This is a genomic window from Mesorhizobium sp. M0898, assembly GCF_040319695.1.
Lineage (GTDB): Bacteria > Pseudomonadota > Alphaproteobacteria > Rhizobiales > Rhizobiaceae > Mesorhizobium.
In genome coordinates, this window is record NZ_JAMYOE010000002.1 from 144811 (window position 1) to 163583 (window position 18773).

Sequence of the window (18773 nt, forward strand, 5' to 3'; positions counted from 1 at the left end):
GATTCCAACGTGATGGAGGAGATGGCAATGCCGATCGAGTTCACGCATGTTCCCGGTAAGATCCACGCTGCCGACGCCAGCTTTTTCTATGACTTTGTCGAGACCGCGACGAAGCTGTCACTGATCGAGGATGCCGGATTCCAGAGGATCGTCATCGACGACCAGGCCGGGCTGCTGACCAATATGGATCTTGCCGCCCAGACGCTGGACCGGACCTCGTCCCTGGAGGTCGTGCTCACGCATTGGGCAGGCGTGATCGAACCAACCGTGGCGGCGCGACAACTCGCTGCCCTCGACGCGAGAAGCGGTGGCCGGCTGTCGCTCAGGATGCTCAGCGAGCCGCTGAGCGACGACGATGCCGAGGCACGTCCGGCCGGCCACACAGTGGTCTGGCAACGCATTGATGAATATTTGGTGCTGCTGAAGCGATTGTGGTCGAACGACAGGCCGTTCGACCATGAAGGCACCTTTTACAGCATCAAAGGCGGCTATGTGCCGCGCAAGGGGCCGCATGGTGCCGATGTGACCATCCGCATGGGCGGGCAGTCGGGCACTGCGCTCAGGGTCGCGGGCAGGCATGCGGACGTGTTCGAGCTGGCGCCTGGCTCGCTTGCAGAAATTCACCAGTCAATGGAGCGCGTACGCGGCGCTGCTGCCGAACACGGCCGGGCCGGCAAGCTGCGTTTCGCGCTTCCCGTCCGAATCCGTTCGGAAGACAAACCGGCCGCTTCCTGCCAGAAGGCGCTCGAACTTGCCGGGCCGCCGGCGCAGATCGCGCTGTCGCTGCTTTCCTACGCCGCTTTGGGGATCAAGGAGTTCATGATCGTCGGCGTCGACAGGCCACGCGAGATTGCGACCGCCGGCCGCGAGGCGATTGCGCTCTTGCGCAATTCACTGGCACGGCGCGAGGCCGATGTCCCTCAGCCGGGGGCGTTTGTGTCACGCGCAACGCAGGGCGCGCGAGCCGGCTGCTGAACCGTCGTCCCGCGCCTTGGTGACGGGTCTACCACCATTCCGGGAAAGCCGCGTGAGCCGCCCTGGCCAGCGTCGGTATTTCCTGATCGGGAACGGAGCTGTAGGGCCAGAGCAATCGCGGCCCGAGCGGCGCCCAGCCGCCAGCCGCCGCCATCGCCTTATCGAGTGCTGCATCACCGACATTGTAACGGGTGCGAAACGGTAGGACATGTACGGCCAGGAAGGCCTGTATGCGGGCCTCGAGTTCGGCAGCTGCGGCCATGTCGGTGCGGATCATCTGCCACCACTGCACCGCGCCCTTCGGGTTGAGGCAGGCAACGTTGGAGTAGCTGCCATGGGCTCCCCCGGCATAGCCTGTTGCCAGCGTGTGGCCGGGGACGAAGACGGAAAATCCGTCCAGTCTGCGGCGCGTGTCGGCATACCAGCCGGCGTCGCCGCCCGGCAGCTTGGCGCCGACCAGCGATGGCACGGCCGCACGCAGACTGGCGATGCCGTCGAGCGTCAGGCGGCGCTTGGCGTGCGGCGGGTTGTAGAGCACCAGCGGCGTTTCGGGCGCGGCCTCGCAGAGGCCGCCGGCAAAACGCATGATCTCGTCGTCACTGGGCGGCCACCAGTCGGGCAAGGTGAATTGAGCCGCCGTCGGGCGAAGTCCGGCGACCCGCGTCAGTCGCTCCAGCGCGACGCGCGGATTGGACTGGCTGATGCCGATCTGGAAAGGAAGGCGCGCGCGGCCGGCTATGGTTGCGACCAACTCACAAAGCCGGTCGAATTCGGGCTCGGTCTGGCAATGGAATTCGCAGGCCGTGCCATTGGAATAGACGCCGTCGACGCCTGAGGCGCAGAGCCGGGCGATCGTCTCTTCCGTCGCCTGCCAGTCGATCGCTCCGCGATCGTCGATGGCCAGCATCACCGCGCCCCAGATGCCGCGCGGTGCGTGTGCGGGCAAGCGGGCCAGATGGTCGTCGAGGTCAGCGTCCACCGGCGATCTCGTGTTCGCGGCGGGTTTCGTTCGACGCGAAGGCAGCCTCGATAATGGCGATGATCTTGCGCGCATAGATGCCGTCGACCGGCACTCGGCGTGTCATCGGCAATGGCATCGCGCATTGCGCTCCATTCGCGCACCAGCGCGTTATGCATCCAGTTCGGCTCAAAGGACCCGGGCAGCTCGGTCCAGACCGTCTCGCGGCCAAGCATGGTGCCGCGGTCCATGTCGATGCGCAGCGTTCCCCGCTCGCAGACCAGATCCATGGCATAGGTGGTGGCGCCGGTGCGATAGCCGACGCTCTGCACCTGGCCGATGCCGCCGCCGGCGAAGCGCAATCCGAGCAGAGCGCTGTCGTCTGCTTCCTGGTCATGGAACTTGGCGCCGAGCATGCCGCTCACCGACACGACATCGTCATCCATCAGCCAGACCAGGCGATCGACCGCGTGGATGCCGGCCGTCAACAGCATGCCGCCGCCGGTCGCCTTGCGCAGATGCCAGTCGCGGCGATTGTGCTCCATCCACAGCTTGATGATCCAGCTCGATCCGGCGAGCGGCCGGCCGAGCTCGCCTTCCTCCAGAATTTGCCTGGCCGCCATGCAGGGCGGGGCGAAATGCATGAGGTGGGCGACCATCAGCTTGACGCCACCCTTGGCCACGGCGGCGTTGATCGCATCGCAGGCAGCCACCGTCGGCGCCATCGGTTTTTCGAGCAGGATATGCTTGCCGGCCTTTGCCGCGCCGATGGCCATTTCGGCATGGAGATGGTGCGGGCTGGCAATGAGGACCGCATCGACCTCCTTGTCGTCCAGCAGCCTTCGCTAGTCCGCGTAGCCGCGGCCGCCATGTTCAGCGGTGAATTGCTGCAGTGCGTCGGCATTTCCTCGAGAGGCGGCGACGAGGCGAATGCCGCCAGCCTCAGGGATTGCCCGCGCATGGGCTGCGCCGAAATCGCCGGCGCCGATAATTCCTATTCCAATCATGGTCCTGCCTTTTGATAGGCGGCGTCGATCAGCGACATCGCCGCAACATAATCTTCGATGGACACCGGCGGAGGCGCCTTTCTGGCCAGCCGGTCAAGCGTATCGCGCATGAACAGACGATAGCGCGTCGCCGGCAGTTCGACCGGCAAGTCGACGATTGCCGCGTCGTCGAGCGTTGCGCAGATAACATGGTCGCCATGATCGATGAGGGTGGCATTGGCACTGACGATGCGCCACTCGAAGTCACCGCCGGGGCGCATCGAAGCAAAGGTGTAACCGGCCTCGACGATGAACAGCGCGCCGGCCTCGTCTTCCAGCACCAGAAGTGCGTGATCCTCGACCGGGCCGGGATGGATGCGGTTCGCGATCGAAACGCTTTTCAGGCCGAGCTTGCCGGTTGCGAGGCTGAGTGCCGCGTCGACGCCGTGTATGCCGAGATTCCTCAACGCACCCCCGCCACCAACCGCCGGGTCGAGCACCCAGGCGACACCGTCGGCGATGTAGCGTTGCGGCGGGCCGTTGACCAGCCGGAACTGGCAATGCGCCACGGGGCCGGCGCGACCTTGCCGGCGCAGCCGTTCAAGGCCGGCAACGGCCGGCCCGAAACGGTTGGGCAGGGGAACAGCGACAAAAGCCTGGTACTGCCTGGCGAGGTCGCGCAGCGCCATCAGTTCCCTCGTATGGCTGGCCGCCGGCTTCTCCAGGATCAGCGGTACCCTTGCCGCGATGATCGCACGTGCCCGCGCCGGCACCATCGAAGGGTGCCCCATCAACAGGATCACATCCGGCGGGCTGGAGAGTATCTCCTTGAAATCTTCGATAAACGGCAGGTCGTGGTGCGCGGCGAACGCATGCGCTTGGCCAGGATTCTCGTCCCAGATACCGGCGATCTCCGCACCGTGAAAGCGTGCGGCGTCGAGGTGCATTTCGGCGTGCCAGTGGCTCGAGCCGGCGAGGATAATCTTCATTCGGAGGCAGCACGTTTGCTATGGGCTTGCAGGATATCCTACAAGTGGCTATACGACAAGCGGCGGGCAAGCTTCAGCGGATGATGAAAGCAGTGGGATGGCGGAACTGAAGTCGATCGAACCGTTGAGCAGACCACCGCTGCTGCACGTCACCGTGCAGGAAAGCCTCAGGGCCTATATCGAAAGCAACCAGCTCAAGGCCGGCGATCCCTTGCCGCCGGAGACGTTTCTGGCGCAGCGGCTCGGCGTCGGCCGCAACTCCGTGCGGGAGGCCATCAAGGCGCTGGAATCGATCGGCATCCTGGAGACACGGCGCGGCATCGGCGTGTTCGTCAAGGAGTTCTCGTTCAAGCCGCTGCTGGACAACCTGGCCTACGGTTTGCAGGATTCGCTGCGCGACGTCGAAGAGCTGCGCGAAATCCGTCGCGTGCTGGAAACCGGCCTCATCGCCAAGACGATCGAGATGATCAGCGCCGAACATATCGAAGCGCTGCGCCAGTTGACCGAGCGCATGCGGCAACGTGCCGAGCGCCATGAGAGCTTCGCCGAAGAGGACCAGCAATTCCATCAGCTGCTGTTCCGCTGCCAGAACAATCGCATGCTGAGCGCGCTGATCGACATCTTCTGGATGGCGTTCAACAAGGCCTCGAATTTCACCAATCTCGACAATCCGACGCCGCTGGCGACATGGCGCGACCATCACGAGATCGTCGAGGCTGTCGCCGCCAAGGATGTCGACCAGGCGCGTCGGCGGCTCGACGACCATTACCGGGGGATCCAGCAGGTTATCGCCAAAAACCGAACAAGCTGAAGAACAACCTGACTATGCCAAGGGAGGAAACCATGCGCATCAGGACCATCGCATTCTCAGTCGCCGGGCTACTGCTCGCCAGCATTGCCCCATTGACCAGTGTCCAGGCACAAAGCGCCAAGACCATTGCGGGCGGCTTCGACGTCGGCCCGGGCGGTTTTCCCAAGAACTTCAACCCGCTGGTCGCGACCGGCGGCTACACCTGGCTCAGCACCTATTTTGAACCGCTGGTCATCTACAATGCCGGACTGACCGAGATCGAAGGCGACCTCGCCAAGGACTACAAGATCAGCGACGACCAGCTGAGCTATACGTTCAACCTGGTCAACGAGACTTGGCACGACGGCAAGCCGTTCACCTCGAAGGACGTCAAGTTCACCCTCGAGCTTGCCAGGAACAAGGCGTCCGGCAGCCTGTTTGCCGCCCGCCTCGCCAACATCGCCTCGGTCGATGCGCCGGATGACCACACCGCAGTGGTGAAGCTATCGAAACCGAACGGCTCGTTTCTATCCATCCTCTCGCAGCTGATGATCCTGCCGGAGCATGCCCTGGCCGCCCTGCCGCCGGAATCGCTGGCGACAAGCACCTGGTGGTCGACCACTCCGATCGGCACCGGCCCGTTCAAGTTCAAGCGCTACGTGAGCGACCAATATGTCGAGCTGGCAGCCGATGACGATTATCGCGGCGGCAAGCCGAAGGTAGACGTGCTCATCAACCGCTATTTCGAGTCGCCGGCGGCGGCCGTTGCCGCGCTCCGTGCCGGCGAAATCCAGTTCACTTATGTCGAGCCCGACGATGCGGCATCGTTCAAGAGCGACAGCAATTTCAAGGTGATCGAAGGTGCCTCGTACGTGGTCAACTATATCGGCCTGAACCAGAAGGTCGATCTGTTTAGGGATATCCGTGTCCGCCAGGCGATCATGTACGCGATCGATCGCAACGCCATCATCGACAGCCTCTACGGCGGTGCCGCCGAGCCAGCCAATTGCGGCTATGTCGCGCCGCATCTCGTTCCCGCAGGCCTCGAACCCTATGCCTACGATCCGGCAAAGGCCAAGGCGCTGCTGAGCGAGGCCGGCTGGGACAAGATCAACGGCGACAAGCCGATCACCTTGCTGACCTATTACGGCTCGCCGCAAGCGGCCAATGTGATGGCCGCTGTCCAGTCGATGCTGGCCGAGGTCGGCATCAATGTGGTGCCGCGGGTCGTCGATACGCCGACCTACAACGGCATCGTCTACAAGCAAGGCACGCCGGACTGGAACGCCTTTCCGATGGTCTATGCCGGCCTGCAGAACGGCCCCAACCCGGCCGGCCTCAATCCCGGCCTCAACAAGTCGCAGATCCCGCCGGTAGGCTTCAACACCATGCGCATCGAGTTCGACGATCTGAGCACCGCATTGGACGCCGCGCTCGGCCAAACCGATCCGGCCAAGCTCGATCAATCCTGGCAGGGGGTCTGCAAGGTCATGAACAAGGACCTGCCCTGGGCGACGTTGTGGGTGGCCAACCGCTATGGCGTGGCGTCGACCAAGCTGCATGACTTCGTCTGGACGCCGGCGCCGGGCGGCGGCCCCTACGCAGCTCACCCGGGGCGCTGGGACATCCAGTAAGAAACCCGCAAGCAAGCGAGCAGGCGGGACCACTTTGGCGCCGCCTGCCACCGCCACGGAAAGCCCATGCTGAGCTTCATCGCCCGCCGCAGCGCCACAGGATTGCTGATGCTGGTCGCGCTCAGCGTCCTCATCTTCATCCTGTTGCGGCTGGCGCCGGGCGATCCGATCGACGCCTATATCAACCCATCGGTCCCCATGTCGGCTTCCGACCTCGAGGGCCTGCGCGAACGGCTCGGACTCGATCGGCCGCTTCCCGTGCAATATCTCGCCTGGCTGCGCGCGGCGCTGAGCGGTGACTTCGGCTATTCGATCCAGCGCAGCGGCGTTGCCGTGCTGCCACTGGTCATGGAACGCATCGGCCCGACGGCGCTGCTGATGGGTACGGGCCTGGCGATCGCCATCGTGCTCGGCATTTCCGCCGGCATTTTCAGCGCGGTGCGCCGTAACGAACCATCCGACATCGCGCTGTCGGTGCTGTCGTTTATCGGTATCTCCAGCCCGGCTTTTCTGACAGCGCTGCTCGGTCTCTATTTCTTCTCGGTGCTGCTGCGCTGGGCGCCGTCCGGCGGCATGCAGACCGCGGGTGCGCCGTTCTCGGCGACGGATGTGCTTGCGCACCTCGTCCTGCCCGCCTGCCTGCTGTCCGTCGGCCATGCCGCGCTGATCATGCGTTACATGCGCGCCTCGCTGCTTGAAGTGCTCAACCAGGATTACGTGCGGACGGCGCGTGCCAAGGGCGTGCGCGAGTTCTGGGTTATCATCAAGCATGCAACCCGCAACGCGCTCTTGCCGGTCATTACCTTGATCGGCTCGACTGTCGGCATCGCCATCGGCGGCGCCATCTTCCTGGAAAGCGTGTTCAACTGGCCGGGCATGGGACTGCTTCTGGTCAACGCCGTCGGCACCCGCGATTACCCGGTGATCATGGGCGCTACCCTGGTGATCGGCGTTTGCGTCATCCTGGTCAACCTCTTGACCGACGTCGTTTATGCCGTCGTCGACCCGCGCATTCAGGTGGCATGATGGCAATCACGGCGCCAGATCCTACAGTTGACCCGACAGCCGTGCCGCAAACCAAAGGCCCGCTTCGCCGCGCGCTCGACCGCTTTTTTGAAAACCGCGCGGCGCGTGCCGGGCTTTTGATCGTCATCCCGATCCTGCTGGCGGTTTCGACGTATCCTTTGTGGTGGCCGTTCGGTCCTAACACCATCGACCTCCGAGCAATGAACAAGGCGCCGTCGGCCATTCATTGGCTGGGCAGCGACGGCGTCGGGCGCGACGTCATGGCCCGGCTGCTGCAAGGCGGACGGATCTCACTGCTGGTCGCCGTCTGCTCGGTCGCCATATCGACCGTCATCGGCTTCCTGGTCGGCGCCGTCGCCAGCTTTGGCGGGCGTCTTGTCGACGGCACGGTGATGCGCCTGGTCGACCTGGCGATGACGCTGCCGCCGGTGATCTTCCTGCTGGTGCTGGCTTCGATTGCCGGCACCGGCATCGCCCCGACCATACTGGTGATCTCGCTGCTCTCCTGGCCGGTGCTGTCGCGCATGGTGCGCGCCCGGCTGCTCGAACTGCGCGAGCGCGATTTCGTCGTTGCCGCCCGCGGCATGGGCGCGAGGCTGCCGCATCTGCTGTTCCGGCATGGCCTGCCCAATTGCATCGATATCCTGGTCGTCTACGCCACCTTGCAGATCGCCAACGCCATCCTGCTCGAGGCCGGCCTGTCCTTCCTCGGCCTCGGCATCGCACCGCCCGAAGCCAGCTGGGGCAACATGCTCAATCTCGCCCGCTCCACCGTGGTGCTTGAAAATTACCCTTGGCAATGGATGTTCCCGGGCGCCGCACTGGTGCTCACCGTGCTCGCCATCAATTTCATCGGCGACGGCCTGCGCGACGCATTCGACCCCCGCTCCGATCTCAACTGACCTCAAAGGTTTATCAAAATGCCCCTGTTTACCGGCGTCGTGCCACCTGTCGTCACCCCGCTCAATGCCGATTTCAGCATCGACTTTCCGTCGTTCACCCGCACCATCGAGAACCTGCTCGACGGCGGCGTTCACGGGCTGTTCGTGCTCGGCTCGACCAGCGAGGTGGTCTTCCACGACGAGGCGGGCCGCAGGGCCGTCCTCGAGCACGCGGTCAAGGTCAATAACGGCCGGGTTCCGATCTTCGCCGGGGTCATCGACCCGACGACCGACCGCGTCATCAACCACGCCCGGATCGCCAGATCGGCCGGCGCCGACGCCATCGTCGTCACCGCGCCGTTTTATACCCGCACCAGCCAGCCGGAGATCGGCGACCACTTCCGCTATATCAAGGATGCGATCGACATTCCGGTCATCGCCTACGACATCCCGGTCTGCGTCCACGTCAAGCTGGAGCGCAAGACCACGGTCGGCCTCGCCAGGGAAGGCGCCATCGCGGGCATCAAGGATTCCAGCGGCGACGACGGCAATCTGCGTTACGTGCTCAAGGACATGGCCGACGCCCCCGGCTTCTTCGGCATGACCGGCTCCGAGATCCTGGTCGACAGCGTGCTGGCGATGGGTGCGCATGGCGTCGTGCCGGGGCTCGCCAATGTCGACCCGCATGGTTATGTCAGGCTGTGGAAGCTGACGCAGGCGGGCCAGCATGCCGAAGCCCGCGTGGAGCAGGAGCGGTTGCTGAAACTGTTCGAGATCGTCTGGATCTCGCTCGGCAGGACCAGCGCCGGCTCGGCCGGCGTCGGCGCCTTCAAGGCGGCGATGAAGAGCCTCGGCATCATCGCGTCGAACACCATGGCGCGGCCGCAGCGCAGCCTGAACGACGAGGAAACCGCAAAGATCGACATGATCCTTCGCGATGTGGGGCTGCTCCGCTGAGCGCCATGCCGATCCTCTCGATTTCCGGCCTGCGCGCGGTGTTCCGCATCGCGGGGCGCGACATCGCGGCGGTAAGGGATGTCGACCTGACGATCGGCTCCGGCGAGACGGTGGCGCTTGTCGGCGAATCCGGGTCCGGCAAATCTGTCACCAGCCTGTCGATCATCGGCCTGTTGCCAAAGAGGGTCGGACATATCGCCGAGGGGTCGATCGCGCTGCGGCGCAAGAACGGCACGGTTACCGAGCTGACCAGCCTCGATGCCGAGTCGCTGCGCAAGATACGCGGCAATGAGATCGGCATGGTGTTCCAGGAGCCGATGACCAGCCTCAACCCGGTCTACACGATCGGCGAGCAGATCGCCGAACCGATCCGCATCCATCTCGGCAAATCGCACCGCGAGGCAGAAGCAGACGCGGTGCGGCTGCTGGAACAGGTCGGCATTCCCGATCCGAAGCGGCGGGCGCGGCAGTATCCGCACGAACTTTCGGGCGGGATGCGCCAGCGCGCTACCATAGCCATGGCCCTGTCCTGCAATCCAGGCTTGCTGATCGCCGACGAGCCGACGACTGCGCTGGACGTCACCATACAGGCCCAGATCATCGATCTTTTGGCCGAACTGCAGGCGCAGCGCGGCATGGGCATCCTGTTCGTCACCCACAATCTCGGCGTCGTCGCCGAAATCGCCGACCGGGTAGCGGTGATGTATGCCGGGCGTATCGTCGAAACAGGTCCGGTGAGCGAAGTGTTCACCCGTCCGCGTCATCCTTATACGGCAGGGTTGATGCGCTCGGTGCCGAGGCTCGGCCAGGCCACGGCGCTGAAGGCGGCGGGAACGCCGCTGCCGACCATTGCCGGAAATGTTCCGTCGCTCGCCTTGCTGCCCAAGGGCTGTTCCTTCGCGCCGCGTTGCCCGATGGCTATCGCTGCCTGCCGCGCTGCGGTCCCTCCATTGTTTGGGGCGACGCCGACCCAGCAAAGCCGCTGCCTGCGCTGGGAGGAACTCTGATGGCCGACGCCCCTTTCCTCGCTGTCAAAAACCTGACCAAGCATTTTGCGCCGACAGCGTTCTCGCGCGGACCCGTCGTAAGGGCGTTGGAGGATATTTCTTTCGATATCGGGCGTGGCGAGGTGGTCGGCCTGGTCGGCGAATCCGGCTCCGGCAAGACGACGATCGGCCGCTCGGTGCTGCGTCTGATCGAGCCGACATCCGGCCAAATCAAATATGACGGCACCGACATCACCAGGCTGGGTGCCGCCCAGTTGCGCCGCCAGCGCCGCAAGATGCAGTATATTTTCCAGGATCCCTTCGCCAGCCTGTCGCCGCGCATGACGATCGGGCAGATCCTCACCGAAGGCCTGGACATTCAAGGCATCGGCAAGAAGTCCGAGCGGCGGGCGAAGGCCGAGAAGGCACTTGCCGCGGTCGAATTGCCGGTCGACGCCTATGACCGTTACGCCCATGAATTTTCGGGCGGCCAGCGCCAGCGCATCGGCATCGCCCGGGCACTGACGCTCGAGCCGGAATTCATCGTTGCCGACGAGCCGGTCTCGGCACTCGACGTCTCGATCCAGGCGCAAATCATCAATCTGTTGCGCGACCTGCAGCTCCGGCTCGGCCTGACCATGCTGTTCATTTCGCACGATCTGGCTGTCGTCGAGTACATCTGCGACATGGTCATCGTGCTCTATCTCGGGCGCATCATGGAGGTTGCGCCGGCGGCCGAGCTTTATGCCCGGCCGCAGCATCCCTACACGCGCGCGCTGCTGTCAGCCATTCCGTCGCTCGATCCGCTGGCCAGGCAAAGCCGGCAGGTGCTCAAAGGCGATATTCCAAGCCCGGCAAACCCGCCGTCGGGCTGCGTTTTCCGAACCCGTTGCCCGTTCGCGCTGGAAGCTTGCGCCGGGGCTGTACCGCCGCTGAGGGCGACAGCCGAGGGCCATCTGAAGGCCTGCATTCGCGACGACATCGCTTAGGTTTTCTGCCCTCGGCCTACGGGAGAACTTGGGCGAGATGGACAAGGTCGTCGGCCACAAAGTCCCAGCTCTCAAGAGGCGAGAGATCGGTCGTCTCCGCCGGGCCATGCTCTTTTGGCCGAGCAACAAAGGCGGTTCCGATACCGCACCTTCGTGCCGCGGCCAGGTCGTCATTGTGCGCGGCGACTAACACGGCCTCCGCAGGTCGCACCCCCAGGATCTCCACTGCGCGGAGATAAGCCTGCGGCGCAGGCTTGTAGGTGCCGAACACATCCGAGCCAAGGACGGTGTCCCAAGGCAGGCCGGCGCGCTTGGCCATATCCAGCAACAGCCGGGTATTGGCCCCTGATAAGGGCACGATGATGAAGCGTTCCTTTAGCCTCGCAAGGCCTTTTAGCGGATCGGGCCACGGCTCCAGCCGGTGCCAGGCGAGGTTGAGTTCCTCAAGTTCGGCGGTCGGCAGCTCGGACGGGGCCAGCCCGAACTGGACGAGGGTGGCGTCCAGATTCTCCCTGTTGATCACGTCAAGTGACACGAAAGGCCGGTGCCCCGTCCGCACCGCCTCGGTCGAGGCGTCATAGCGCGACGCCCACGCATCGGCGAATTCACCGGGATCGACCTGCTCTGCACCAACTCGCGCGAGGAAGGCGCCGGCCTCTCTTGCGATACCGCTGCGCCAGTCAACGACGGTTCCCAGAACATCGAAGAATAGAACTCGAGTAGTGGTCATTGAGCTTTCCTCCGACCTCATTGAAACGTCGCCGACGCCAACCCATATGCAATGCGCGTCGGATGTTTCCTCCCATTCGTCCGGCGCGTTCCCCTCTGAAGGTTTTCGACCTTCACATCTGGCCGGGCTTTGCAGCCCGGCCTTTTTTTGCGGGTAAGTGAGCCAGCCGAGATCATGGCGCAGGTGTGCCCAGCGTATCGATGCGTTTCGCCAGCGCCGCGGGATCGCCAAGCACGCGCAGCGTCTTCAGCCGAGCTGTGCCGCCGGCAGCGATCGAGACGCCCGATGCCGGCACGCCAAGCGCCTTGGCTACCAGCCTTTCCAGCGCTCGATTGGCGGCTCCGTTTTCCGGCACGGCGCGGACGCGAGCCTTCAGATGGCTTCGTCCATCCGCCGATGTTTCGATGCCTTCCAGCCTGTCCATCGCTGATTTCGGCGTCAGCCGGACAAACAGGTCGATGCCGTCGGCGCGCGTGCGGAACGGCGCACTCATCGACGCCCTGGGCTCAGACGACCAGCGAAAGCACGGTGGTGAGCAGGAACTGCCGGATGAAGAACAGGATCAGCAGCAGGATGATCGGCGAGATGTCGATGCCGCCGAGGTCGGGCATGAAGCGGCGGATCGGCCGCAGCGCCGGCTCGGTCAGCCGATAGAGCATGTTGCTGATGGTGTCGACGAACTGGTTGCGGGAGTTGACGACGTTGAAGGCGTAGAGCCAGGAAAATATCGCCGAGGCGATGATGATCCACCAGTAAAGGTCAAGCGCCATGACAATGGTCTGAATGAGGGCGATCATGCCGGTCTCCGATTGTTGCCGACATGTAGCCACTGTAGGTGAAAGCGGCAAGAGCCGCCTTCTGCCGCATGGGCGAGGGCGCACGAACGGCCGAGCGGCATTTCGGCAGCAAGCGCAGCCTTGACAGGAAACCGCAGCGGCCGATAAAAGCCCCATCCGCTGGACGGGGCTGTAGCTCAGCTGGGAGAGCGCGTCGTTCGCAATGACGAGGTCAGGAGTTCGATCCTCCTCAGCTCCACCAGCGGATTTTTTCGGACCCTTTGCCTGGATGAATTCCAAGGAAATCCTCCTTGGATTCGCGGCGTCTCTCAGACGAAGCTCGCGAACGCATTGCAGGCCTCTGCCGGCTTGGCACTATCGTTGCCGGGTGGATTCACATCGGCGACGTAAAGACCCTCTACACCAGTAGCGTATGCGGCCTATTGCCACTGCGCCTCGTCCTTGCCAGACTTGGTCCGTCTTCAAAACCGAGGGGAATTCACCATGACCAGCACGACAAGGCGTGATTTTGTAGGTCTTACAGGAATGGCAGCGACTGCCCTGGCCGGTGCTGTTGCAACACGAGCTACCGCTGGGGAAAGCGACGTATCGCCATCGTTCGATGAGGTTCTTCAAGAGTACAATCAAAACAACACAGAAAGGACTAGATCAAAGCTGGCGATCTATGTGGTCCTTTCTCACCTGCACGCCAGTCTCGAGGAGGAATTTAGCGACCTTGGGCTAGAGCTGCCTTTAGGGAAAAAGGCCTTGCCATCGAACCTGCCGGCCAATTTCGCCGACGCGCAGGTTGCACCCCTTCCTTGGCTCTTCAAGCCCTCGGAAGTTACCGACCACGAACGAAACGGCTATGCGACGATTGCAATGCGAATGAACGCAGTGATGGCAAGACACACCGCCGACGTGAGTGTCGGGGTTTCGCATATCATGTCGCACAAGGGATAGGCGCGACCTTGCCGGCGAGAACGGCACGTCAGGCGAGCACAACGCCGGCCGGCGATTTGTTGTTGCGGGCGAACCGATTACCTGTTTTGGCGAGGCGACTGCGCTGCGAGAGTCCTCACAATGGATAAATCCCTCCGGGACGCGCCGCGCGAGATAGCAAAGCTCTCGGCACCACGGCCAGTGGGAATTGTCAGCCGTCCGCGCGTAGTGGCGCTGCTGTCGCAGGCCCTCGACAGCGGTGCATGCTGGCTGGCTGCGCCTGGTGGATACGGCAAGACCACCGCGGTGATCGACTTTCTGGAACACGGCGGGCTGGAACAAGGCGGGCTGAAGCAAGGCGGGCTGAAGCAAGGCGAATCGGCGTACAACTGGTATCGGGTCGACACCGAGGACCAGGACGTTGCGCGCCTTTTCCACTATCTGACGCTGTCGCTCGACGGCAGGTATGCCGGCATGCCGGTCTTTGGTCCGGAATATGCCGACAATTCCGACGATTTCGCGCGGCTGTTCTTCCGCACCTATTTCTCGCGGCTTGATCCGGGCACGATCCTGGTCCTCGACGATCTGCATCGTGCCGATGCGCCAGGCTTTCGCCGGACGCTGGCGATCCTGTTGCGCGAACGCCCCAACACTGTCCGCTGCATCTGCACATCGCGGATGCTGCCTGAGGGCGACGTCGCCGACCTCGTGCTGTCGGGACAGTTGCCGGTGCTCAACCAAACGCTGCTGGAGTTTTCGCCTGGGGAGGCTCGCAACCTCGTCACCGCCCGCTCGCAATCGCCGTCCGAGGTCGGCGACATTTCGGAGGCGCGCGGCTGGGCGGTGGGCCTTCTCCTGCTGGCCAACGCCGGAATGTACTACCCGCTTTCGCAGACCGGCCCCGCCGGAGGCGCCGGCCTTCGGGAGATTGTCGGACGTTATTTCCTGCGCGACATCGCGCCGGAGGACCAGGATCTGCTTATCAGGCTCAACGTTCTGCCGGAGATCAGCACGGAGCTTGCCGATGCGTTCCTGGGCTCGCCGCAGGCTGCTCGCCTGCTGGTGCGGCTGCAGCATCGCCAGCTGCTGATCACCCGCGACGGTCCGGGCGGCGCCGCCTTCCAGCTGCATGACTTGTTGCGCGAATACCTTGCCGGCCTACTGGACCGGCGCGTGACGGAAGCGGACCGTTCCAGGCTACGCGAGCAGGCAGCAAAGGTCCTGCACGAGGCAGACAAAACCGACGCGGCAATCGTGCTGGCGTTGCAGGCGGGCGCCTGGCCGCTGGCACGCCAGCTCATTCTGGAGTGCGCTAACGGCGTTCTCTCGCAAGGGCGCAGGGCCAGCTTGGTCGAATGGTGCAACAGGCTGCCCCCCGACCAGATGGACGGGTGGGTCCATTATTGGCTGGGCGTCGCCTTCGCATCGGACGATGCGAAGGCCGAACCGCACTTCTCCAAGGCATGGCAAGCATTCGAGAACACCGACATGCGCGGCCAATGCCTGACGGTCGCGCGGGCGGTCGTAGTCAAGACCGCCAGCTGGCGTACGCATGAGGGGCTGGCGGATTGGACGCGCCGAGCCTCACAGCTTCTTGCCAGGGGATTGCCGGAGTTGGATCCGGAGGAACTCATGATGGTCAGGCTCGGCATCCTGCGGGCCGTCGATTTCGCCGAACCTGGCGAATTCGACGCCCATGACGCGAAGCGCCTCGTGAATGATATCCAGCAGCGCCTGACACATCTGCCGATCGAGGATTCGGTCGAGTTGCGCCTGCTGGCAAGCGAAGCGCTCATCGACTACGCGACCTCGTCGGGGCAGCGCGACATTTTTGCCAATGCCGTGGACAGCGTTGCCGCCGATCTCGAACATCCGGATATCCCGCCGTTGGTGCTCGGCATGTGGCTGGTGTCCTTTGGCTCGGCCAGCGGCCGTTACTTCCCCTATTCGCGGCGCGGTTTTGTCTATGCCTCGGCCGAGGATGCGTTGCGACGCGCAACGGCGATAGGCGAGCAGCACGCCTTACGGGGCGTCGAGTTCAGCGCGCTCTATCAGCTTCAATTGCTGATGAAGCTTCACAACAGGTTCTCGGAATTCAATGCGCTCGTCTCCCGGCTGGGCGAGATCGCGGACAGCAGGTTCACAACCCAGGTCGCTGTAGTCGCCGACTGCCACGCGGCGATGCACACGCGCAACGGCGACTTCGTCAAGGCTTATCTCGACTGCGATGCCTTCATGGATGCGATCGAGCGGGCGAATGAGCCGATGATCGAACGCTGGCCGCATTACGTCACCAAATACCAGGTCCTGCTGGCCGATCGGCGTCCAGCGGAGGCCATTGCGCTACTCCAGGAGATCGTCGAAAGGCTGAGCGGCGGCCCTCGCCAGCGCGTCGAACTCAACATTCTGGCCGCTCGGGCCCTGGAGCAGAAGTGGAACGGCGGCGCGTCCTATGGCAGTCGTCTGGCTGAATTCATGGAGGCGTTGCGCCAGGTCAACCCCTCCGCAATCCTGCTCAACCTGCCGGACCTATTGGCCGATCTTGTCGCCGATGCGCTGGAGCGAAAGATCGACGTCGATCTCTGCCGCCGTGTCGTTCGGGCGCGATATCTGGTCCCGCCCGCTGGCCGACCCGTCCAGTGGCCTTGGCCGCTCAGGATCCACTTGATGGGAGGCTTCCGCCTCGAAATCGATGGTGCCGAGGTCGCGCCCGGTGCCAAACCTACCCGCGCGCTCGACATATTGCGCATTATCTGCCTGTCGAGGGACCAGGTCTGTTCGGTGGAAACCCTGCAGGATTGGCTCTGGCCCGACCTCGACGGCGACCAGGCCAAAGCGGCCTTGGAGCAGGCGCTGCATCGTCTGCGCAAATTGCTCGGGCAAGGCGAACTCGTAACGCTGAGAGAAGGCCGTTTGCGGCTCGCTGCCGACAAGGTCTGGATCGATCTGCAGGATTGGGAAGACCGGCTGAAACCCGTTCTGTCGGGCCAAAGAGACTGCGCAATCGAGGAGCAGGAGATGCTGCTGGAAGGCTTTGTCGGCCCGCTTTTCTCGAATGCCCCGATGCCCGCCTGGTCGAATGCCGCGGCCGACCGGGTGCGGGATGGGTTTGTGGAGCTTGCCGTGCGGATCGCCAAACACTGGCAGAGTCAAGGCAATGCGGATCGGGCACGCCAGGCGTGCCGGCGTGCGCTCGATTTCTACCCGGAATCGGCCAAACTCCATGGCACGCTCATCCAGGAGAGCCTCTCCAGGAACGATCATGCCGGCGCCATCGAGGATTACCGGCGCTATGAACGCGCGCTCGCTTCGACCGGCGATGACGAGCCCTCGCCTTTGCTGCGTTCGCTCGTGCGCCCGTTTCTCTAGACCGGTTCATCGTTTCACGGAAACGCCGAACCGCTCTATCTCTTTATTTTTGCGCAATTCCGGACGGAAAACCGTTCCACACTTTTCCTGGAATTACTCTGGCGCAGCTCGGAACTCTGTAAGCCGTCCGTAAGTCGCGGTCTGGGAACCTCGGCTCGTCGATCAAAACCGATCGCCGGAGGCCTGAAGCCCCCGATACCAACACTCACAGGAAGGAAAAGGTCATGCCGTATACTGCCAGAGCAACTTCGAGAGTGCGTGCCGGCACCATCCGCGCTGGAGCCACAAGACTTTCCGACCAGCTCAGGATCGGGCCTTGGTCGCTCCTCTCGCCCGAAGCTGTCATACAGCAAAAGTACAACTCCCTTGGAGGCGCCGGCTTCGCCGAGATCGACAGGAAGGACACTGGAAAAGCCTGGTATCTCAAGAACGGCTCATGCATTTGTTACAACGATGCCATGCACGACGCCTTTGAGATCCATGGCGAAATCTACAGGAAGTGGATTGCGCTTGGCGGTCTCGCGTGGGGCATTCCCTGCACCGACGAAACCGGAACTCCCGACGGCGTCGGCCGATACAATCACTTCAACAACAATACCGCTTCGATCTACTGGACACCGAACACCGGTGCTCAAGCGATTTGGGGGGCAATTCGCGGCAAATGGGCAGCAATGGGCTGGGAGCGCTCGGTTCTCGGCTATCCGGTCACCGACGAAACCGGAACTCCCGACGGCGTCGGGCGCTACAACCATTTTGCCAATGCCGGCTCGATCTACTGGACACCGAACACAGGAGCCAACGTGGTGTACGGTGACATCCGCAAGAAGTGGGAGAGCCTGGGCTGGGAACAGTCTAATCTGGGATATCCCACGACCGACGAGACCGAATTTGCCGATGGTGGCCGTGCCAATCTGTTTGAAAACGGCGGCATATACTGGTGGCCCGACACCGGCGCGATCGACCTTCGAGACGTCGTCGTCCACTATACCGGCCTCCATTGCTTCGGCGAGACCGACTGGGATCAGGGATCGAGTGCGGACGAACCCTATGTCATCGTCAGCGTGACAACGCCGCAGATCGCCGACACCAGGCGCAGCCAGGTCTATGGCGACGTCGATGCCGGAGATACGAGACCCGACCTTATGGAAATCTATCGAGGCAAGCCCTACGGCATCAATATCGGCACGGTGCTGATGGAAAACGATTTTGGCGACCCCAACAAATACAAGGACGAGGTGCAGAAGATCGTCATGGGCGTCCATACGGCGGGCACGCTGGCTTTGGGCCTCATTCCGGTGGCAGGACCTATCATTGCCGCGATAGCCGGCCCCGCCCTGGGATCCTTGATGCCATCGATCGGCGGCGCCATCAGCGATCTCTTCGATTGGGGCGATGACAGGATCGGGAGCGCGACAGTGACCATCTCCGCAAAGCAGATGGTGTTGCTCGCGGCACGTACGAACAATACCACCTTCAGCGGGATTGGGTTCAAAGTGGAAACGCCCCTGATTTCCGGCGAGGGGGCTTCCTACAAAGCCTATTTTGGCTTTGTGCCTGCCTAGGCCAATCGCCTCGGCAAAAACCTTCGCCGAGACAATCAAACTTACCAGCCCCGCCTTCCATTGGCGGGGCTGCCACTTCGCGACTGAGAGTTTCCGTAGCGGTCGTCGCAAGGCGCGGTCCGGATGCGGCAGCGGCCGATCAGCATAGCGGGCAAGCTGTCGTTGCCTAACCCCGCACAGCCCGTAGCGCCGCCATGAACGCGGCTCCTTCGGCCGGAACGAT

At 63.3% G+C, this 18773-nt stretch carries 18 protein-coding genes and 1 tRNA gene; 13 read left to right on the forward strand and 6 right to left on the reverse strand.

Going from position 1 to position 18773, the window contains the following annotated elements; translation table 11 throughout:
• Nucleotides 1-27 precede the first annotated feature (27 nt).
• Nucleotides 28-975, forward strand: a complete 948-nt coding sequence (locus NKH90_RS03740) for an LLM class flavin-dependent oxidoreductase (RefSeq protein WP_352817401.1) — start codon at nucleotides 28-30, stop codon at nucleotides 973-975.
• Between the two features lie 28 nt (nucleotides 976-1003).
• Here NKH90_RS03740 and NKH90_RS03745 read toward each other — a convergent pair whose 3' ends face one another.
• Both NKH90_RS03745 and NKH90_RS03750 read right to left on the reverse strand, forming a co-directional pair.
• The gene (locus NKH90_RS03745; protein ID WP_352817786.1) at nucleotides 1004-1882 is read right to left on the reverse strand and encodes a dihydrodipicolinate synthase family protein; all 879 of its coding nucleotides are present in this window, start codon (nucleotides 1880-1882) and stop codon (nucleotides 1004-1006) included.
• Nucleotides 1882-2772 carry a Gfo/Idh/MocA family protein gene (locus NKH90_RS03750; protein WP_352817789.1) on the reverse strand — a complete coding sequence of 297 codons (891 nt, stop codon included), beginning with the start codon at nucleotides 2770-2772 and terminating at the stop codon, nucleotides 1882-1884. The genes NKH90_RS03745 and NKH90_RS03750 overlap by 1 nt, the downstream gene beginning before the upstream one ends.
• On the opposite strand from NKH90_RS03750, the gene NKH90_RS03755 reads away from it, so the two are divergent.
• Complete coding sequence (locus NKH90_RS03755; protein WP_352817404.1) at nucleotides 2677-2955, forward strand: hypothetical protein; 279 nt, start codon at nucleotides 2677-2679, stop codon at nucleotides 2953-2955. The genes NKH90_RS03750 and NKH90_RS03755 overlap by 96 nt on opposite strands.
• On the opposite strand, the gene NKH90_RS03760 is transcribed toward NKH90_RS03755, so the two are convergent.
• Nucleotides 2937-3908 (reverse strand): Gfo/Idh/MocA family protein, encoded by a 972-nt coding sequence (locus NKH90_RS03760; protein WP_352767453.1) that lies wholly within the window; start codon nucleotides 3906-3908, stop codon nucleotides 2937-2939. The two genes, NKH90_RS03755 and NKH90_RS03760, sit on opposite strands and share 19 nt — an antisense overlap.
• 97 nt (nucleotides 3909-4005) lie before the next feature.
• Here NKH90_RS03760 and NKH90_RS03765 point away from each other — a divergent pair, with 97 nt between their 5' ends.
• The 7 genes from NKH90_RS03765 (at nucleotide 4006) to NKH90_RS03795 (ending at nucleotide 11171) form a co-directional block, all read left to right on the forward strand.
• Entirely contained in the window at nucleotides 4006-4719 is a 714-nt protein-coding gene (locus NKH90_RS03765) for a FadR/GntR family transcriptional regulator (protein WP_352767455.1), read from the forward strand.
• A 32-nt stretch (nucleotides 4720-4751) separates the two neighbouring features.
• Nucleotides 4752-6332, forward strand: coding sequence for an ABC transporter substrate-binding protein (locus tag NKH90_RS03770; protein ID WP_352817406.1), 1581 nt, complete (start codon nucleotides 4752-4754; stop codon nucleotides 6330-6332).
• Between the two features lie 66 nt (nucleotides 6333-6398).
• Nucleotides 6399-7358 (forward strand): ABC transporter permease, encoded by a 960-nt coding sequence (locus NKH90_RS03775; RefSeq protein ID WP_023678169.1) that lies wholly within the window; start codon nucleotides 6399-6401, stop codon nucleotides 7356-7358.
• A complete protein-coding gene (locus NKH90_RS03780; protein ID WP_502898799.1) occupies nucleotides 7355-8260 on the forward strand; it encodes an ABC transporter permease in 906 nt (301 codons plus the stop codon). Before NKH90_RS03775 ends, NKH90_RS03780 begins: the two co-directional genes overlap by 4 nt.
• A gap of 18 nt (nucleotides 8261-8278) precedes the next feature.
• On the forward strand, nucleotides 8279-9196 hold the full coding sequence (locus tag NKH90_RS03785; RefSeq protein WP_352817410.1) for a dihydrodipicolinate synthase family protein: 918 nt from the start codon (nucleotides 8279-8281) through the stop codon (nucleotides 9194-9196).
• Nucleotides 9193-10203 carry an ABC transporter ATP-binding protein gene (locus NKH90_RS03790; protein ID WP_352817792.1) on the forward strand — a complete coding sequence of 337 codons (1011 nt, stop codon included), beginning with the start codon at nucleotides 9193-9195 and terminating at the stop codon, nucleotides 10201-10203. The genes NKH90_RS03785 and NKH90_RS03790 overlap by 4 nt, the downstream gene beginning before the upstream one ends.
• Nucleotides 10203-11171 carry an ABC transporter ATP-binding protein gene (locus tag NKH90_RS03795; protein ID WP_352817413.1) on the forward strand — a complete coding sequence of 323 codons (969 nt, stop codon included), beginning with the start codon at nucleotides 10203-10205 and terminating at the stop codon, nucleotides 11169-11171. The genes NKH90_RS03790 and NKH90_RS03795 overlap by 1 nt, the downstream gene beginning before the upstream one ends.
• 16 nt (nucleotides 11172-11187) lie before the next feature.
• Here NKH90_RS03795 and NKH90_RS03800 read toward each other — a convergent pair whose 3' ends face one another.
• The 3 genes from NKH90_RS03800 to NKH90_RS03810 form a co-directional block, all read right to left on the reverse strand.
• Nucleotides 11188-11901, reverse strand: a complete 714-nt coding sequence (locus NKH90_RS03800) for a haloacid dehalogenase type II (RefSeq protein ID WP_352817416.1) — start codon at nucleotides 11899-11901, stop codon at nucleotides 11188-11190.
• Nucleotides 11902-12073: 172 nt separating this feature from the next.
• A complete protein-coding gene (locus tag NKH90_RS03805) occupies nucleotides 12074-12394 on the reverse strand; it encodes a DUF167 family protein (protein WP_352470731.1) in 321 nt (106 codons plus the stop codon).
• 13 nt (nucleotides 12395-12407) lie between these two features.
• A complete protein-coding gene (locus NKH90_RS03810; protein WP_023678162.1) occupies nucleotides 12408-12698 on the reverse strand; it encodes a YggT family protein in 291 nt (96 codons plus the stop codon).
• Between the two features lie 165 nt (nucleotides 12699-12863).
• On the opposite strand from NKH90_RS03810, the gene NKH90_RS03815 reads away from it, so the two are divergent.
• The 4 genes from NKH90_RS03815 (at nucleotide 12864) to NKH90_RS03830 (ending at nucleotide 18550) form a co-directional block, all read left to right on the forward strand.
• A tRNA-Ala gene (locus NKH90_RS03815) sits at nucleotides 12864-12939 on the forward strand.
• Nucleotides 12940-13181: 242 nt separating this feature from the next.
• Nucleotides 13182-13640 carry a hypothetical protein gene (locus NKH90_RS03820; RefSeq protein ID WP_352817419.1) on the forward strand — a complete coding sequence of 153 codons (459 nt, stop codon included), beginning with the start codon at nucleotides 13182-13184 and terminating at the stop codon, nucleotides 13638-13640.
• A 120-nt stretch (nucleotides 13641-13760) separates the two neighbouring features.
• On the forward strand, nucleotides 13761-16988 hold the full coding sequence (locus NKH90_RS03825; RefSeq protein WP_352817422.1) for an AfsR/SARP family transcriptional regulator: 3228 nt from the start codon (nucleotides 13761-13763) through the stop codon (nucleotides 16986-16988).
• A 224-nt stretch (nucleotides 16989-17212) separates the two neighbouring features.
• The gene (locus NKH90_RS03830; protein ID WP_352817425.1) at nucleotides 17213-18550 is read left to right on the forward strand and encodes an LGFP repeat-containing protein; all 1338 of its coding nucleotides are present in this window, start codon (nucleotides 17213-17215) and stop codon (nucleotides 18548-18550) included.
• The last annotated feature ends 223 nt before the right edge of the window (nucleotides 18551-18773 follow it).

Excerpts from the sequence above, each read along its gene's own strand:
- NKH90_RS03825 (WP_352817422.1), top strand. The coding sequence starts at position 13,761 with ATGGATAAATCCCTCCGGGACGCGCCGCGCGAGATAGCAAAGCTCTCG.
- NKH90_RS03785 (WP_352817410.1), top strand. The coding sequence starts at position 8,279 with ATGCCCCTGTTTACCGGCGTCGTGCCACCTGTCGTCACCCCGCTCAAT.
- NKH90_RS03820 (WP_352817419.1), top strand. The coding sequence starts at position 13,182 with ATGACCAGCACGACAAGGCGTGATTTTGTAGGTCTTACAGGAATGGCA.
- NKH90_RS03830 (WP_352817425.1), top strand. The coding sequence starts at position 17,213 with ATGCCGTATACTGCCAGAGCAACTTCGAGAGTGCGTGCCGGCACCATC.
- NKH90_RS03770 (WP_352817406.1), top strand. The coding sequence starts at position 4,752 with ATGCGCATCAGGACCATCGCATTCTCAGTCGCCGGGCTACTGCTCGCC.
- NKH90_RS03740 (WP_352817401.1), top strand. The coding sequence starts at position 28 with ATGCCGATCGAGTTCACGCATGTTCCCGGTAAGATCCACGCTGCCGAC.
- NKH90_RS03745 (WP_352817786.1), bottom strand. The coding sequence starts at position 1,882 with ATGCTGGCCATCGACGATCGCGGAGCGATCGACTGGCAGGCGACGGAA.
- NKH90_RS03810 (WP_023678162.1), bottom strand. The coding sequence starts at position 12,698 with ATGATCGCCCTCATTCAGACCATTGTCATGGCGCTTGACCTTTACTGG.
- NKH90_RS03800 (WP_352817416.1), bottom strand. The coding sequence starts at position 11,901 with ATGACCACTACTCGAGTTCTATTCTTCGATGTTCTGGGAACCGTCGTT.
- NKH90_RS03760 (WP_352767453.1), bottom strand. The coding sequence starts at position 3,908 with ATGAAGATTATCCTCGCCGGCTCGAGCCACTGGCACGCCGAAATGCAC.
- NKH90_RS03755 (WP_352817404.1), top strand. The coding sequence starts at position 2,677 with ATGCTTGCCGGCCTTTGCCGCGCCGATGGCCATTTCGGCATGGAGATG.
- NKH90_RS03780 (WP_502898799.1), top strand. The coding sequence starts at position 7,355 with ATGATGGCAATCACGGCGCCAGATCCTACAGTTGACCCGACAGCCGTG.
- NKH90_RS03775 (WP_023678169.1), top strand. The coding sequence starts at position 6,399 with ATGCTGAGCTTCATCGCCCGCCGCAGCGCCACAGGATTGCTGATGCTG.
- NKH90_RS03795 (WP_352817413.1), top strand. The coding sequence starts at position 10,203 with ATGGCCGACGCCCCTTTCCTCGCTGTCAAAAACCTGACCAAGCATTTT.
- NKH90_RS03805 (WP_352470731.1), bottom strand. The coding sequence starts at position 12,394 with ATGAGTGCGCCGTTCCGCACGCGCGCCGACGGCATCGACCTGTTTGTC.
- NKH90_RS03765 (WP_352767455.1), top strand. The coding sequence starts at position 4,006 with ATGGCGGAACTGAAGTCGATCGAACCGTTGAGCAGACCACCGCTGCTG.